Here is a 13979-nt window from a genome sequence, read left to right on the forward strand (position 1 = left end):
CTAAACAAAACAGGCTTTAGATAAAATAATGTGCCGACTAACTCGGCACATTATTCAAACGTTTGGACGTATTATTAACCTAAACGGTAGTTAGGTGCTTCTTCCGTGATTTGAACATCGTGTACGTGAGATTCTTTCATGCCTGCACCAGAGATACGAACAAACTCAGCTTTAGTACGCATGTCTTCAACAGTTGCAGAACCCGTTAAGCCCATGCTTGAGCGTAGACCACCCATCTGTTGGTGAACGATCTCTTTTAGACGACCTTTGTATGCGATACGACCTTCAATACCTTCTGGAACAAGCTTGTCTGCGGCGTTGTCAGATTGGAAGTAACGGTCAGAAGAACCTTGAGACATAGCGCCAAGAGAACCCATACCACGGTAAGACTTGTAAGAACGACCGTTGTAAAGGATAACTTCACCCGGTGCTTCTTCAGTACCAGCGAACATTGAACCGACCATCACACAAGATGCGCCAGCAACGATAGCTTTACAGATATCACCAGAGAAGCGGATACCGCCATCTGCGATTACTGGAATACCGTATTCGTTTGCCACTTCAGCAGCGTCTGCAATTGCTGTTACTTGAGGAACACCAACACCAGTAACGATACGAGTCGTACAGATTGAACCAGGGCCGATACCTACTTTAACCGCACTAACACCTGCTTCGATAAGAGCACGAGCACCAGCGCCAGTTGCTACGTTACCACCGATGATTTGTAGATCAGGATATGCAGCGCGAGTTTCGCGGATACGGTTAAGTACACCTTCAGAGTGACCATGTGAAGAGTCGATGAGTAGAACGTCTACGCCAGCTTCAACTAGAGCAGCAACGCGCTCTTCGTTACCAGCACCAGCACCAACAGCTGCACCTACACGTAGGCTGCCGCGCTCATCTTTACAAGCGTTTGGTTTACGTTCTGCTTTATGGAAATCTTTTGCTGTGATCATTCCTGTTAGTTGGAAGTCATCATTTACAACAAGTACTTTTTCAACACGTGCTTCGTGCATTTTCTCTTGAACTTCTTCACGAGTTGCACCTTCTTTAACAGAAGCAAGGCGAGCTTTAGGCGTCATTACTACATCAACTTTCTTAGAAAGGTCAGTAACAAAGCGAACGTCACGGCCAGTAATAATACCAACAAGTTCGTTTGTTTCAGTAACAACTGGGAAACCGGCAAAGCCGTGTTTTTGGGTAAGGGCTACAACATCAGCGATTGTCGCGTCAGGGTTTACAGTAACAGGGTGAGAAACCACACCTGCTTCGTAAATTTTAACCTGGCGAACCATTTCAGCTTGCTGTTCAATAGACATGTTCTTATGAATGAAGCCGATTCCGCCTTCTTGTGCCAGTGCAATCGCTAGGCGAGCTTCTGTCACAGTATCCATCGATGCAGAGATCATTGGGATGTTTAGGGAAATATTCTTCGTCAGCTGAGTGCGAAGATCAGCTGTATTAGGGAGAACGGTGGAGTGTGCTGGCACTAGCAGTACGTCGTCGAATGTCAGCGCTTCTTTGGCAATTCTTAGCATTTGCAATATCTCACAATAATAGGAGTAAAAAGAAACAATCCAATCTCATCGTTTCGCCTAATGAGGGCAGCCAATTAAGGAAAATTCAACTGCATTTGGATTAGATATTGCGGACGGATTATACGGCCAACGAAATCGCTTGGCTACACATTTTTGTATTTTTAATTTGCATTTACCCCCTTGCTATGTATTATATTGCCGCTATCTTCCATACTCACGCCCTGTGAGATTCCAAGAAAGACCTTCCTTCAAGGAAAGATAGTGCTCCTATGACTAATCCAAACATCTTTACTGTTTCTCGCCTCAACTCAGAGGTTCGTCTCCTATTAGAAAACGAAATGGGAATAGTCTGGCTCGTTGGTGAAATCTCAAACTTCTCTGCACCTGTCTCTGGTCACTGGTACCTCACGCTTAAAGACTCTCGCGCTCAAGTTAAGTGCGCTATGTTTCGTGGCAATAACCGTCGTGTGACTTTTAAGCCTCAGAACGGTAATCAAGTTTTAGTCAAAGCACGTCTGTCTCTTTATGAGCCGCGTGGTGACTATCAGCTAATCATCGAAAGCATGCAGCCAGAAGGTGATGGTAAGCTTCAGCAAGAGTTTGAAAAACTGAAGATAGATTTGGCATCTGAAGGCTTATTTGCTCAATCGAGTAAGCAGACTTTGCCAGAGCATCCTAAATGTGTAGGTATCATTACTTCCAAAACGGGCGCAGCACTGTTTGATATTCTCGATGTGTTGAAAAGACGCGATCCTTCATTGCCAGTGGTCATTTATCCAACGATGGTTCAAGGTGAAGAAGCCGCGATTCAAATCGCCCAAGCGATTGGACGAGCTAACGAACGCAATGAATGTGACGTATTAATTGTAGGTCGTGGCGGTGGCTCGTTAGAAGACTTATGGTGTTTCAATAACGAGATAGTAGCTCGCACGATTAAGGCAAGTCAGATCCCAATCATCAGTGCTGTTGGCCACGAAATCGATGTCACTATAGCTGATTTCGTCGCAGATATGCGTGCACCAACGCCGTCAGCGGCAGCCGAACTGGTTAGCCGTGATAACAGCCATAAAGAACAAACTTTCGCGTCTAAACGTGCTCGCTTGGTCAGTGCGATTCGTCATGTGTTAATCAAACAAGCGCAATCAACTCAAACGTTGAAATACCGCTTAGAGAAACAGCACCCGAGCTACCAGCTACAAAAGCAAAGTCAGCAACTTGATGACTTAGACATGCGCTTACGTCGTGGTATGACCCAATACTTAAAGCAACATGCACAAGATATTGAACGTAAACAGCATCAGCTTCAGTTGAACTCACCAGTGAAACGCCTTGGTGTACAGAAGTTACATTTACAGCGTTCTGAGCAAAAGCTTCTGGATGCGATGGATAAGACGTTACTAACGACTCGCCACCAGCTCGCTATGGCTGCAGAGAAGTTAGAGACAGTGAGCCCACTGGCAACCTTGAAGCGAGGCTACAGCATTACCCATTCAACATCAGGCAATACCGTGTCATCAATTAATGATGTCGAACTAGGTGAAGTGATCACTACTCAAGTTGAAGATGGTGTAATTGAGTCACAAGTGACAACAAGAGTCGCGAAGAGCGAGCTTTAGATTCGACTCGAACGTTAAAGCCCTATCGATAATCGACAGGGCTTTTTTCTGTCTAATAGCTTAGAAAGAAAACGAACGGATTTAAACTCTACTCCCTATTCATGATTCACGACTCAGTCGTAGAATGCTCCTTCATGGTGAGCATACCTTCCGTCACAATAAAGTTGATGATGAAATCTAAACCTTGGCTCTCTTTTAGGTTGGTGAACACGTATGGCTTGGTTGGTCGCATGCGTTGAGTGTCTTGCTCCATCACCTCAAGTGACGCACCCACATATGGTGCTAAATCGATCTTGTTGATGACTAGCAGATCAGAACGCGTAATACCCGGCCCGCCTTTACGTGGGATCTTCTCCCCTTCCGCCACATCGATTACATAGATAGTAAGGTCGGCTAACTCAGGGCTGAACGTGGCACTGAGGTTGTCACCACCGCTTTCGACGAATACCACATCGAGGTTCTTGTGTAACTTAGCCAGCTCTTCTACTGCCGCGAGGTTCATCGAGGCATCTTCACGGATCGCCGTATGCGGACAGCCACCCGTTTCTACACCAATGATCCGATTTGGTTCCAGCGCTTCTGCTCGCGTGAGTATCTTTGCGTCTTCTTGGGTGTAGATATCATTGGTTACTACGGCAATGTTGAGCTTGTCTCTAATCGCCTTACATAGCACCTCTAACAATGCTGTTTTACCCGACCCTACCGGGCCGCCAATACCAATTCGAAGTGGTTGCTTATAACTTTCCATTGTCTACTTCCTTATATTCTTTTTACTACATCGTTTGCGCTGACCGCTACGAACGAAATAGTCTCGTGTATTGTGTTTCGTGCAGTGAACTTGCTAATGCCATTGATGGCGAAAAGCTACCTATCATCCAATCTTCTATCGAGCGTGCCTTTTCGATCACCTCAGGAAAGGTGTTGGTGATATTAATCAGTGCCAACTGCCCGTCGGTTTGACCTAAAGGCACCAACTTGACGCCTGCGGTAACGATATTTTCAAGCCAGCTCCATAAGTAACCTTGCTTGAGGCTTTCTAAATCAATACCCCAATGCTGGGCCGCCATACACATGCCCAACAATTGGTTTGGATGACTATCAACAGAATCTACCAGCGAAATATCGATATCTAAGCGCTTCAACAAGGTATTCAAGGCATGTCCACGTTGCTTCTCTTCCGCTCGCAATTCACTGGTTTCACGGCTTGAATACAAGTAGTTACACCAATGCTCAATCTCATCGAGGTCACCTTTTTCTAGCGCGTGATAAAGGCGCTCTAAGATAGGTAACTCCAAGGTCGCGACACTAGAGCTGACAATGGTATTAAGCCACTGTTCCATGCTATCGCGATTAGTCACCCACCCCGCCTCAACCGCCAGCTCTAGCCCTTGCGAATAAGTGAAGCCACCAATCGGCAACGACGGACTGATCAATTGGAACAGACGATAAATTGCGACATTTTCTGTTGTGGTCATACTCTTGTTCTTTGTCCTCTAGAATCGAAAAGTTCGAGAGCTTACGCACCTAACAGTAATAGTGCGCTTGCTGAAGCCACGCCGACCGACATCCATTTAGAGTAAACCGCGCGGCCAACAAACGTACCGATAACCATTAATGCCAAAGCAGTGATGCTCATACCCGTTGCAAATTGAGTCAGGTTGCTCGCGGCTTCAACGCCGTGTGCGTAACCATGGAAAAACAGCATTGCAATCGAAGCGACTAACACGCTGTTTACACGCTTGGTGGATGGTGAGAATACGTGCCATAAACATAGGCTGACGACGAACAGAGAAGCGATGATTGCCGGTTCAACTATTACAGAGAAACCTAGGGCTTGGCCTGCGATAAGCCCCACGACCAATGAAGCTAATCCGCCGCCAATCAGAGCGGCTTTTATCTTGGTTGAAAATGACAGTGCGCCAATTAATAGACCAAAAGCGATCAGCATGATCAGGTGATCCATACCTGTCACAGGATGAGTTAAGCCAGACATAAATGAGTGAGATTCATGAACCGAGTGAGATCCATGACCTGGGTGAGCGAAAGCCAATGTTGATGTTGTTAGAGAAGCTATTGTGAAAGTACATAAGCCAGCAGCTGTTTTAAAGTTCATCGCGTCTTCCTTGCTTTATACCAATCGTAGTAAATAATTGCTCACCCTAGCTTGCTAAAACGCTCGATAACTGCGTTATAATTTTTGATTGTAGAATAACTACTTATCGAAAAATTATGCCTTGTTCTCAAGCCTTTTTTCTGCGCTATTGTTGATCACTTACTTACTGTGATTGGTATTATTGTTATTAATATCGTGGTTGTATCTATAAATGGGTGAGTCTCAAATGACTCGATTAATGATGGTGATGATGTCCACCTGAGCGACCGCCATAAGCGCCACCTTCAGGTTCAAAGGGTTGTTTCTCGGTGGTCACCTTTGCGCCTAAACCTTCAACCATTTCATCTAAAACATGGTCGTGTTGGTAACGAACCCAACCCGCTTCCACTTGCAGCGGAACATGACGGTTGCCAAGGTGATACGCCACTCGCGTTAGCAAGTGTGGGTCTTCACAGTAAACGGTTGAAACGGTTTCCGGTGCCGCTTTCACTTCTACGACTAAACCACATTCACTTGAGAGTTGTTCGCCACCACGCAAGATATGACCTCGTGGTAGAAACAGGCCGGCATTGCGCCCGTCATCTAGCATCACCTTAAGGCGGCTTTTGATGCGGCTATCGATCGGCAGGCTCAAATAGCCGTCCGGTGCATTTTGTATTTGAGTATTCAGTTGAGTCAGTTCAATCATGCTCTTACCTCAATCTCCTTGTGAGATTTATAACGTTCAAAATAGGGTCACTAAAATAAGATTCTTTAGTCAAAGGCTTAGAATAGAAAGTACCGCTGAGCCATTGGCAGCTCTTCAGCAGGCTCACACGTCAGCAATTCACCATCGGCGCGCACTTGATACGTCTGAGAGTCGACCTCAATCTTCGGCATCCAATCATTGAGCTTCATGTCGGATTTGCTGATATTTCGGCAATTGCTGACAACACCAATCAAACTCTGCAAACCCAATTTCTTATCGATGTTCTGCGCTTTGGCTTCTTTAGAGACAAACAACATCGATGTGTTCTGACACGCCTTGCCGTAGCTACCAAACATAGAGCGGTAGTGAACTGGCTGAGGGGTTGGGATTGAAGCGTTTGGGTCACCCATCGGCGCCATGGCGATCATGCCGCCTTTCAAAATTACGCTTGGTTTCACGCCAAAAAAGGCTGGCTTCCATAGAACTAGGTCAGCTAATTTCCCGGCTTCGATCGAACCGATTTCATGAGACATACCATGAGTGATCGCAGGGTTGATGGTGTACTTAGCGACATAACGTCTTAAACGGAAGTTATCGCTGTAGTCTGAATCTTCTTTTAGGCTGCCACGCTGCACTTTCATCTTGTGTGCGGTTTGCCAAGTACGTGTTACCACCTCGCCTACGCGCCCCATCGCTTGTGAATCAGAAGCGATCATTGAGAACGCGCCCAAATCATGAAGAATATCTTCAGCGGCAATAGTTTCACGGCGGATACGTGACTCGGCGAACGCGACATCTTCAGCAATTGACGGTGAAAGGTGATGACAGACCATCAACATATCTAAATGCTCATCGACCGTATTGACCGTATAAGGTCGCGTTGGGTTGGTTGAGGAAGGCAGAACGTTCGGCTCACCTGCGGCGCGAATAATATCGGGAGCATGACCACCACCGGCACCTTCGGTGTGATAAGTATGAATCACACGATCACCGATTGCGCCAAGTGTCGATTCAACAAAACCAGATTCGTTCAGAGTGTCGGTATGAATCGCGACTTGTACGTCCATCTCGTCAGCAACGCTCAAACAGGTATCGATTGAAGCGGGAGTGGTTCCCCAATCTTCGTGCAACTTCAAACCCACTGCGCCTGCCGCTACTTGTTCACGCAATGCTTCTGGCTGACTGGCATTGCCTTTGCCTAACAAGCCAAAGTTCATCGGGAATTGATCGAGTGACTCTAGCATGCGGTGCATGTTCCAAGGCCCCGGCGTACATGTGGTCGCGTTGGTGCCGGTGTTTGGCCCTGTGCCTCCGCCAATCATGGTTGTCACACCTGACGCCAATGCCTCTTCAATTTGTTGTGGGCAGATAAAGTGGATGTGTGAATCAATGCCACCAGCCGTCAAAATTGAACCTTCACCTGCTAAAATTTCCGTGCCCGGACCAATCACAATATCAACGCCTGGTTGAACATCTGGGTTGCCCGCTTTGCCCAATGCCTGAACTCGACCATCTTTGATGGCGACATCGGCTTTTACGATTCCCCAGTAGTCCAACACAATCGCGTTAGTGATCACCAAGTCAGGTGTTTCAGCACTTGGACGTTGGCTTTGCCCTTGTCCATCACGAATGACTTTACCGCCGCCGAACTTCACTTCGTCGCCGTATACCGTGTAATCCTTTTCAACTTCTAGCCATAAATCGGTGTCAGCAAGACGCACTCGGTCTCCGATTGTTGGCCCAAACATTTCGGCGTAAGCCTGTTTGGATATCGTCGCCATGTTCAATCCTTTGTTGTTTTTATTGTTTCCGTGAGAGCACTTAGAGCTTGCCCATCACCTTTCCTTGGAAGCCGTAAATTTCTAACTTACCAGCGTAACGCACTAACTCGACGCTGCGCGACTGACCCGGCTCAAAACGGGTGGCGGTGCCTGCAGGGATATTGAGTCGAAAGCCTTTAGTGGCTTCTCGGTCAAAGATCAGCGAAGGATTTGCTTCATAGAAGTGGTAATGAGAGCCAATTTGAACGGGACGATCGCCAATGTTTTGCACCTTAATGGACGTCGTGTCGCGGCCTTTATTGAGAGTGATGTCACCGGAAGCAGTTTCGACTTTTCCGGGAACGAATCCTGAGTATTGCTTTGTGGAACCAGCCATATTACTTCTCCCTACACGATAGGTTCATGAACGGTCACCAGCTTGGTGCCATCAGGAAAAGTGGCTTCGACTTGTACATCAGGGATCATGGAAGGGATCCCCTCCATAACGTCATCGACAGTAAGCAGTGTGCGTCCAAAATCCATCAACTCTGAAACGGTTTTACCCTCACGGGCACCTTCAAGAATGGCACTACTGATCAGTGCAATAGATTCTGGGTAGTTAAGTTTTAAGCCTTTTTGTTTGCGCTGCTGTGCCAGCATTCCTGCGCAGAAGATAAGTAGCTTATCTTTTTCTCTTGGTGTTAATTCCATTTAGCCGCCCGCTGTTAGTGTTGTTTCTTAGTGCTCAAAAACGCATGAGCAGTAAGTGGGATTCAAGCACAGCAAGCTTGAAAAATGTACCTAGAGCCGGAAGTCACCCTAGGTACAAAAGGGCTAATCGCTAAGTCGCCCAAATCCTTGGTAAATCAGGAGTCGTACCACATAAATGAGAGCGAGTTGCTTGCCATATCTGACCAAAGGCCTGGAGGATGTCTTCACTCCAATTACCCAAGGCTCGCACCACAATCAATCCTTCTATCTGGGTCGCACCCAATATTAATGTGGGTTCACTCGACGTTTTTGATGTGACTGATTGCTGTGAAGCTTGCTGTGTAATAGATAAGAGCAAGCTCTGTACCAACTCTAAACCTTGCTTCTCATTTGAGGTGATATAAAAGGTTCCCATCATTGAATAATCAAGTAACCCCATATTTATCATTAACTTATCGCCACCGTGAAAATTAAAACCTTCAGTAAGAAGCCTTTGATTATCAAGATAGATTTCCGTTTTCCCTACAAGGTGACCACGCTCAAATCCCTCATTCTGTGCAGGTCGCCCAAAACAGTGCATCTCCCAACCCCAAAACTGTGCACCCTTTTCTAGGCGAATTTCAGTGTCTAGGCGAACGTGTGCATTAGGAAAAAAGATGTTCTCTTGCGGCATCCACTCTAAACGTGCACCTTTCTTCACTCGAAGGGTTTGCTTCTGCTTGGCGTACTTGTTGTTAGAACGATAGAACTTGGTCGCACCGGGTGTGGTGATCAACGCATGAGCGCCGCTTTCGATGGTCGCTTCAATATTGAGAGTGTCACCACCTACTACTCCGCCGGGGGGATGAAGTAAGTAGGTGTGACACGTTTCCCCATCAGGATACAGGGGGCGTTGCACCGCAAGCGGACCAAACTGCTGACGATTCTTTAATACGGTTTTATCACCGCGGTCGACAAAGGTGAGGTTTAAGCTCGCCTGCCAACCGTCTCTAATATCTTGTTCAATGGTTTCATTCAGAGACAAAACTCCCGCTAAAGAAGTATTTATTGCTTCACTCGAAGAATATAGAGAGCTCATACGGTTAGGTACTCCTTAATCAAAGACTCATTGAGCCCTGTCATTTCACCTTCTGCGACCTGACGACCACGGTCGAGAATGCAAAATCGGTCACCGACCTTTCTCGCAAATGGCAGCTTCTGTTCAACAAGCAGAACGGTGAGTCCCATCTTCTCGTTGAGCATACGAATGATGTCACCAATTTCTTGCACAATATTAGGCTGAATACCTTCAGTCGGTTCATCCAAGATCAACAGTTTTGGATTAACCACCAGCGCACGCCCAATCGCCAGTTGCTGCTGCTGACCACCAGATAAGTCACCTCCGCGACGATGCAGCATCTCTTTTAATACTGGGAATATATCGAAGATGAACTCAGGGATCTTACGGTCGCCCTTTTCTCGAATCGGCAAGCCTACTTCTAGGTTTTCTTGAACCGTGAGCATCGGAAAGATCTGACGACCTTGCGGCACATAACCGATGCCTTGGCGAGCACGATCTTCAGCATCGGTTTTCAAAAGCGACTCGCCCGACAATGAGATGTCACCGCTTTCGACCTTAACCAACCCCATGATGCATTGCAGCAACGTGGTTTTACCGACTCCATTTCGCCCCATTAGCACCGTGCATTTACCTTCTGGGATCTGCATATCCAAATCCCACAGCGTATGGCTCTCACCGTAATATTGATTAACTGATTTAACCTCTAGCATCCTATTCTCCGAGATAAACTTGTTTAACTTCAGGGTGAGCCTGCACTTGATCCATCGTGCCTTCAGCCAACACATGACCTTGATGAAGCACGGTGACATGGCTGGCAATTGAACGAACGAAATCCATATCGTGTTCAACCACTACCACTGAGTGCTTTCCTGCCAGTGAGTTAAGTAACTCAGAAGTACGGTCCATCTCTTGGTGAGTCATCCCTGCAACGGGTTCATCCACCAGCAATAGCCTAGGGTTTTGCATCAATAACATGCCTATCTCTAACCACTGCTTTTGTCCGTGAGACAGGTTACCTGCCAAATTCGCCGCTTCGTCTTTTAAATGAATCAACTCAAGCACAGAGGTCAGTTTGTCTTTCTGTTCACCAGACATCACAGCAGTGAAAGTTGCCCACACTGAACGGTCACCGGCCATGGCTAATTCAAGGTTCTGCCACACAGTTAAACACTCAATCACGGTCGGTTTTTGGAATTTACGCCCAACGCCTGCATTGGCAATTTCGGCTTCATTCATCTTCAATAAGTTGATGTTCGAACCCAACCACACCTCGCCAGTGTCCGGCTTAGTTTTACCTGTGATGATGTCCATCATGGTGGTTTTACCTGCCCCATTAGGGCCGATGATGCAGCGCAGTTCGCCCTCTTTGATATAGAGGTTGAGATCATTTATCGCTTGGAAACCATCAAAGCTTTTATTAACGCCTTCGACATACAACAGCACGTTATGACGAGTATCGATGGCGGGATGAATATCGGGTTTGAGGTAATCAAAGACTTCGTCTCGACGGGTGAACGCCTGAACGGATTCCTTTACGCTGTTAAATGTGGTCATGCGGTCGCCTCCTTGCCTTTATGCTGATCATCCTTACCTTGCTCCTCGCCTTTTGAGTTCGATGCCTTGCGTAGCTGTTGCCACTTTTCACTGACAAAGCCAATCACACCTTGTGGGAAGTACATGGTTGAAAGAACGAATAGTCCACCGAGAGCAAATAACCACACCTCTGGGAACTCAACCGTAAACCAGCTCTTGGCGTAGTTGATGATCAGCGCACCAACGATTGCACCAAACAGAGTGGCACGACCGCCTAAGGCAACCCAAACTACAATCTCAATCGAGTTAAGCGGTGCAAACTCTCCTGGGTTGATGATACCGACTTGAGGCACATATAAAGCCCCAGCAATACCCGCGATAACCGCAGACAGTACAAAGACCCATAGCTTGATGCCATCGACATCGTAACCCATAAAGCGAGTGCGGGACTCAGTATCACGAATCGCCAGTGCCACACGACCTAATCGACTGGTCACTACCATGCGACACGCGATATAGCTGAGAGTAAGTGCAATACCAGTCGCGACAAACAGACCTATCTTGACCGCATCACTCTGTAAACTCAGGCCGATGATGTCTTTGAAATCCGTCAGTCCGTTGTTGCCACCAAAGCCCATCTCGTTGCGGAAAAATGCCAACATCAATGCGTAAGTTAACGCTTGAGTCATGATAGAAAGATACACACCGGACACTCGAGAGCGGAAAGCTAAATAACCAAACAAATAAGCCAATGCGCCCGGTACCAACACGACCATTAAGCACGCGAACCAAAACTGATCAAAACCCTGCCAAAACCACGGCAACGCCGACCAATCAAGGAACACCATGAAATCTGGTAAGACTGGATCACCATAAACCCCACGGTCACCAATCTGGCGCATCAAGTACATGCCCATCGCATAACCACCAAGCGCAAAGAAAGCACCGTGGCCGAGGCTCAATATTCCGAGATAGCCCCACACAAGATCGAGCGCCAACGCCAACATTGCGTAGCTCAGGTATTTACCCATTAGTGAGATAGTGAAAGTCTCGACATGTAGCGGGTGCCCACTTGGTAACATGGTGTTAGCCAGTGGGATAAGAATGACGGCCGCAAGAATGGCGAGGATGGTCAGTTGGCCACCTTTGTCACCTCGCATTGCCGAAAGTACAAATGATTTTGACTGCATGATGTTGTCCTTAACCTTCAGCCGCACGACCACGTTGCGGGAACAGTCCGCGTGGGCGTTTTTGAATAAATAGAATGATGAAAACCAGTACCAGAATCTTAGCGAGAACCGCACCAGCCCATGGTTCTAAAATCTTATTGAACAGACCAAGGCTTAAACCTGCGACTAGCGTGCCCCATAGGTTGCCAACACCGCCGAATACCACCACCATGAATGAGTCGATGATGTAAGCCTGTCCCATATTAGGGCCAACGTTGGTCAGTTGAGAAAGTGCCACGCCTGCAACACCCGCAACGCCAGAGCCTAAACCGAAGGTCATCGCATCAACTCGTTCAGAACGAATACCCATCGCACGAGCCATGCCACGGTTTTGAGAAACCGCACGAACCTGTAAGCCTAGTGGTGTCTTTTTCAGAACCATTAATAAGCCCATAAACACCAAACCACAGAACAAGATGATATAAAGTCGGTTGTAGGTCAGAGATAACATTGGGTTTAATTGAAGTGCGCCAGACATCCATTCAGGCGTGCTCACTGAGCGGTTCAAAGGAGAGAAAATAGAACGAACAGCTTGCTGCAAGATCAAGCTAATACCAAAGGTGGCGAGTAAGGTTTCCAATGGGCGACCATAAAGATGACGAATCACACTTCGCTCAATCGCAATGCCCACTAATCCGGATACAATGAATGCCGCTGGAATGGAAAGTATCAGTGCTAGGCCAACATGATTCGGCATCAACAACTGCAATACATAGGTGGTATAAGCGCCAATCATGATCAGCTCGCCATGAGCCATGTTGATAACGCCCATCACACCAAAGGTAATCGCTAAGCCAATGCCCGCCAGCACCAATACCGAACCTAAGCTCAAGCCGAAGAATACCGTTTCCACACCCGAATAGAGTGATTGGCTTTGTTGATAATCGTCCATCGCACGCTCTGCCGCTGCCAAGACTTTTGGATCTTGTTCGCTGTTGAGCAGTTGATTCAAGGTTTTGAGTACCACCGAATGTTTGAAGTCACCGATTCGCTCAATCGACGTGACTCGGTCTTCAATGGTTACGCTTTGATCAAGGGCGGTATAAATAGCCAATGAGAGATCCATCAGCTCTGCCACTTTGCTATCTGATTCGTTGGTTCTGAGTTCAGCGATGCGTTCGATGATATCAGCGTCTTTGGTACCTAACAGATCCAGAACCGCTTTATAGCGCACATCAGGATTACTGCTGTTCAGTCCAATCGAGGAGATTTCCCCGCGCAAGATCCCGCGAAGTTTGTTATTCACGCGAACCTTTTTAAACTGTCTCGCATTCTCGATATTCAGCGTTGAATCATCCCATACAGACAGAGCTGACGTCGCTGTTTTGATACTTTGAATGAGGTAGAGCTGTTTGTACTGCTCGCTCTGTTTCTCATTAAAGTAGTAAAGATCTCCGTTTAACCAGCCATCCAAAATAGGTTTCGAAATGTCTCCCGTCTGTGCCTCAATCACCCAATCGATAGCCAATTCTTTATCCGATGTTTTCTTACCAACTAGCGCCTTGGTAAAGCTAGCTTCATCCGTTATTCCAGCAAAAGCCAACTGAGCACTGACTGCCATGAGCAACAGCGCTTTAAATACGTTTAATACGTTTTTCATCCCTGCTTCCTTAACCAACCAAGTTAGATATTGTTATTTTTACTTGGAGGATGTGTGGATAGTGGTTGTTACCTGAAACGATGAGCCTTCCGTTCGCTTCGCCCGTTAAACAGACGCGTTCTTCCCAAACC

At 47.0% G+C, this 13979-nt stretch carries 14 protein-coding genes; 1 reads left to right on the forward strand and 13 read right to left on the reverse strand.

Annotated features, from left to right (window positions below; genetic code table 11):
• Positions 1-74: 74 nt before the first annotated feature.
• A complete protein-coding gene (guaB, locus tag OCV24_RS11070) occupies positions 75-1538 on the reverse strand; it encodes an IMP dehydrogenase (protein WP_017056214.1) in 1464 nt (487 codons plus the stop codon).
• 269 nt (positions 1539-1807) lie between these two features.
• On the opposite strand from guaB, the gene xseA reads away from it, so the two are divergent.
• A complete protein-coding gene (gene xseA / locus OCV24_RS11075; RefSeq protein WP_150879190.1) occupies positions 1808-3154 on the forward strand; it encodes an exodeoxyribonuclease VII large subunit in 1347 nt (448 codons plus the stop codon).
• A 106-nt stretch (positions 3155-3260) separates the two neighbouring features.
• On the opposite strand, the gene ureG is transcribed toward xseA, so the two are convergent.
• From ureG to urtB, 12 genes are all read right to left on the reverse strand, one after another.
• Positions 3261-3902, reverse strand: coding sequence for an urease accessory protein UreG (gene ureG / locus OCV24_RS11080; RefSeq protein WP_137007457.1), 642 nt, complete (start codon positions 3900-3902; stop codon positions 3261-3263).
• 46 nt (positions 3903-3948) lie between these two features.
• A complete protein-coding gene (locus OCV24_RS11085) occupies positions 3949-4629 on the reverse strand; it encodes an urease accessory protein UreF (RefSeq protein ID WP_150879192.1) in 681 nt (226 codons plus the stop codon).
• A gap of 41 nt (positions 4630-4670) precedes the next feature.
• Entirely contained in the window at positions 4671-5267 is a 597-nt protein-coding gene (locus OCV24_RS11090; protein ID WP_136978758.1) for a HupE/UreJ family protein, read from the reverse strand.
• 235 nt (positions 5268-5502) lie between these two features.
• On the reverse strand, positions 5503-5955 hold the full coding sequence (gene ureE / locus OCV24_RS11095) for an urease accessory protein UreE (RefSeq protein WP_048614367.1): 453 nt from the start codon (positions 5953-5955) through the stop codon (positions 5503-5505).
• 77 nt (positions 5956-6032) lie between these two features.
• Positions 6033-7736 (reverse strand): urease subunit alpha, encoded by a 1704-nt coding sequence (ureC, locus tag OCV24_RS11100; RefSeq protein WP_150879193.1) that lies wholly within the window; start codon positions 7734-7736, stop codon positions 6033-6035.
• Between the two features lie 40 nt (positions 7737-7776).
• On the reverse strand, positions 7777-8112 hold the full coding sequence (locus OCV24_RS11105; RefSeq protein WP_150879194.1) for an urease subunit beta: 336 nt from the start codon (positions 8110-8112) through the stop codon (positions 7777-7779).
• 11 nt (positions 8113-8123) lie between these two features.
• Positions 8124-8426, reverse strand: coding sequence for an urease subunit gamma (ureA, locus tag OCV24_RS11110; RefSeq protein WP_004735119.1), 303 nt, complete (start codon positions 8424-8426; stop codon positions 8124-8126).
• Positions 8427-8556: 130 nt separating this feature from the next.
• Positions 8557-9504, reverse strand: a complete 948-nt coding sequence (locus OCV24_RS11115; RefSeq protein ID WP_077680732.1) for an urease accessory protein UreD — start codon at positions 9502-9504, stop codon at positions 8557-8559.
• On the reverse strand, positions 9501-10196 hold the full coding sequence (urtE, locus tag OCV24_RS11120) for an urea ABC transporter ATP-binding subunit UrtE (protein WP_017056204.1): 696 nt from the start codon (positions 10194-10196) through the stop codon (positions 9501-9503). The genes OCV24_RS11115 and urtE overlap by 4 nt, the downstream gene beginning before the upstream one ends.
• Position 10197: 1 nt before the next feature.
• Complete coding sequence (gene urtD / locus OCV24_RS11125; RefSeq protein ID WP_017056203.1) at positions 10198-11040, reverse strand: urea ABC transporter ATP-binding protein UrtD; 843 nt, start codon at positions 11038-11040, stop codon at positions 10198-10200.
• Complete coding sequence (gene urtC / locus OCV24_RS11130) at positions 11037-12209, reverse strand: urea ABC transporter permease subunit UrtC (protein ID WP_102507742.1); 1173 nt, start codon at positions 12207-12209, stop codon at positions 11037-11039. The genes urtD and urtC overlap by 4 nt, the downstream gene beginning before the upstream one ends.
• 10 nt (positions 12210-12219) lie before the next feature.
• Positions 12220-13848 (reverse strand): urea ABC transporter permease subunit UrtB, encoded by a 1629-nt coding sequence (gene urtB / locus OCV24_RS11135; protein WP_150879195.1) that lies wholly within the window; start codon positions 13846-13848, stop codon positions 12220-12222.
• Positions 13849-13979: the final 131 nt, after the last annotated feature.

Source organism: Vibrio kanaloae, assembly GCF_024347535.1.
GTDB lineage: Bacteria > Pseudomonadota > Gammaproteobacteria > Enterobacterales > Vibrionaceae > Vibrio > Vibrio kanaloae.

What these genes read in the sequence shown, in the direction of transcription:
- guaB (WP_017056214.1), bottom strand. Translation starts at nt 1,538, where the DNA reads ATGCTAAGAATTGCCAAAGAAGCGCTGACATTCGACGACGTACTGCTA.
- xseA (WP_150879190.1), top strand. Translation starts at nt 1,808, where the DNA reads ATGACTAATCCAAACATCTTTACTGTTTCTCGCCTCAACTCAGAGGTT.
- ureG (WP_137007457.1), bottom strand. Translation starts at nt 3,902, where the DNA reads ATGGAAAGTTATAAGCAACCACTTCGAATTGGTATTGGCGGCCCGGTA.
- OCV24_RS11085 (WP_150879192.1), bottom strand. Translation starts at nt 4,629, where the DNA reads ATGACCACAACAGAAAATGTCGCAATTTATCGTCTGTTCCAATTGATC.
- OCV24_RS11090 (WP_136978758.1), bottom strand. Translation starts at nt 5,267, where the DNA reads ATGAACTTTAAAACAGCTGCTGGCTTATGTACTTTCACAATAGCTTCT.
- ureE (WP_048614367.1), bottom strand. Translation starts at nt 5,955, where the DNA reads ATGATTGAACTGACTCAACTGAATACTCAAATACAAAATGCACCGGAC.
- ureC (WP_150879193.1), bottom strand. Translation starts at nt 7,736, where the DNA reads ATGGCGACGATATCCAAACAGGCTTACGCCGAAATGTTTGGGCCAACA.
- OCV24_RS11105 (WP_150879194.1), bottom strand. Translation starts at nt 8,112, where the DNA reads ATGGCTGGTTCCACAAAGCAATACTCAGGATTCGTTCCCGGAAAAGTC.
- ureA (WP_004735119.1), bottom strand. Translation starts at nt 8,426, where the DNA reads ATGGAATTAACACCAAGAGAAAAAGATAAGCTACTTATCTTCTGCGCA.
- OCV24_RS11115 (WP_077680732.1), bottom strand. Translation starts at nt 9,504, where the DNA reads ATGAGCTCTCTATATTCTTCGAGTGAAGCAATAAATACTTCTTTAGCG.
- urtE (WP_017056204.1), bottom strand. Translation starts at nt 10,196, where the DNA reads ATGCTAGAGGTTAAATCAGTTAATCAATATTACGGTGAGAGCCATACG.
- urtD (WP_017056203.1), bottom strand. Translation starts at nt 11,040, where the DNA reads ATGACCACATTTAACAGCGTAAAGGAATCCGTTCAGGCGTTCACCCGT.
- urtC (WP_102507742.1), bottom strand. Translation starts at nt 12,209, where the DNA reads ATGCAGTCAAAATCATTTGTACTTTCGGCAATGCGAGGTGACAAAGGT.
- urtB (WP_150879195.1), bottom strand. Translation starts at nt 13,848, where the DNA reads ATGAAAAACGTATTAAACGTATTTAAAGCGCTGTTGCTCATGGCAGTC.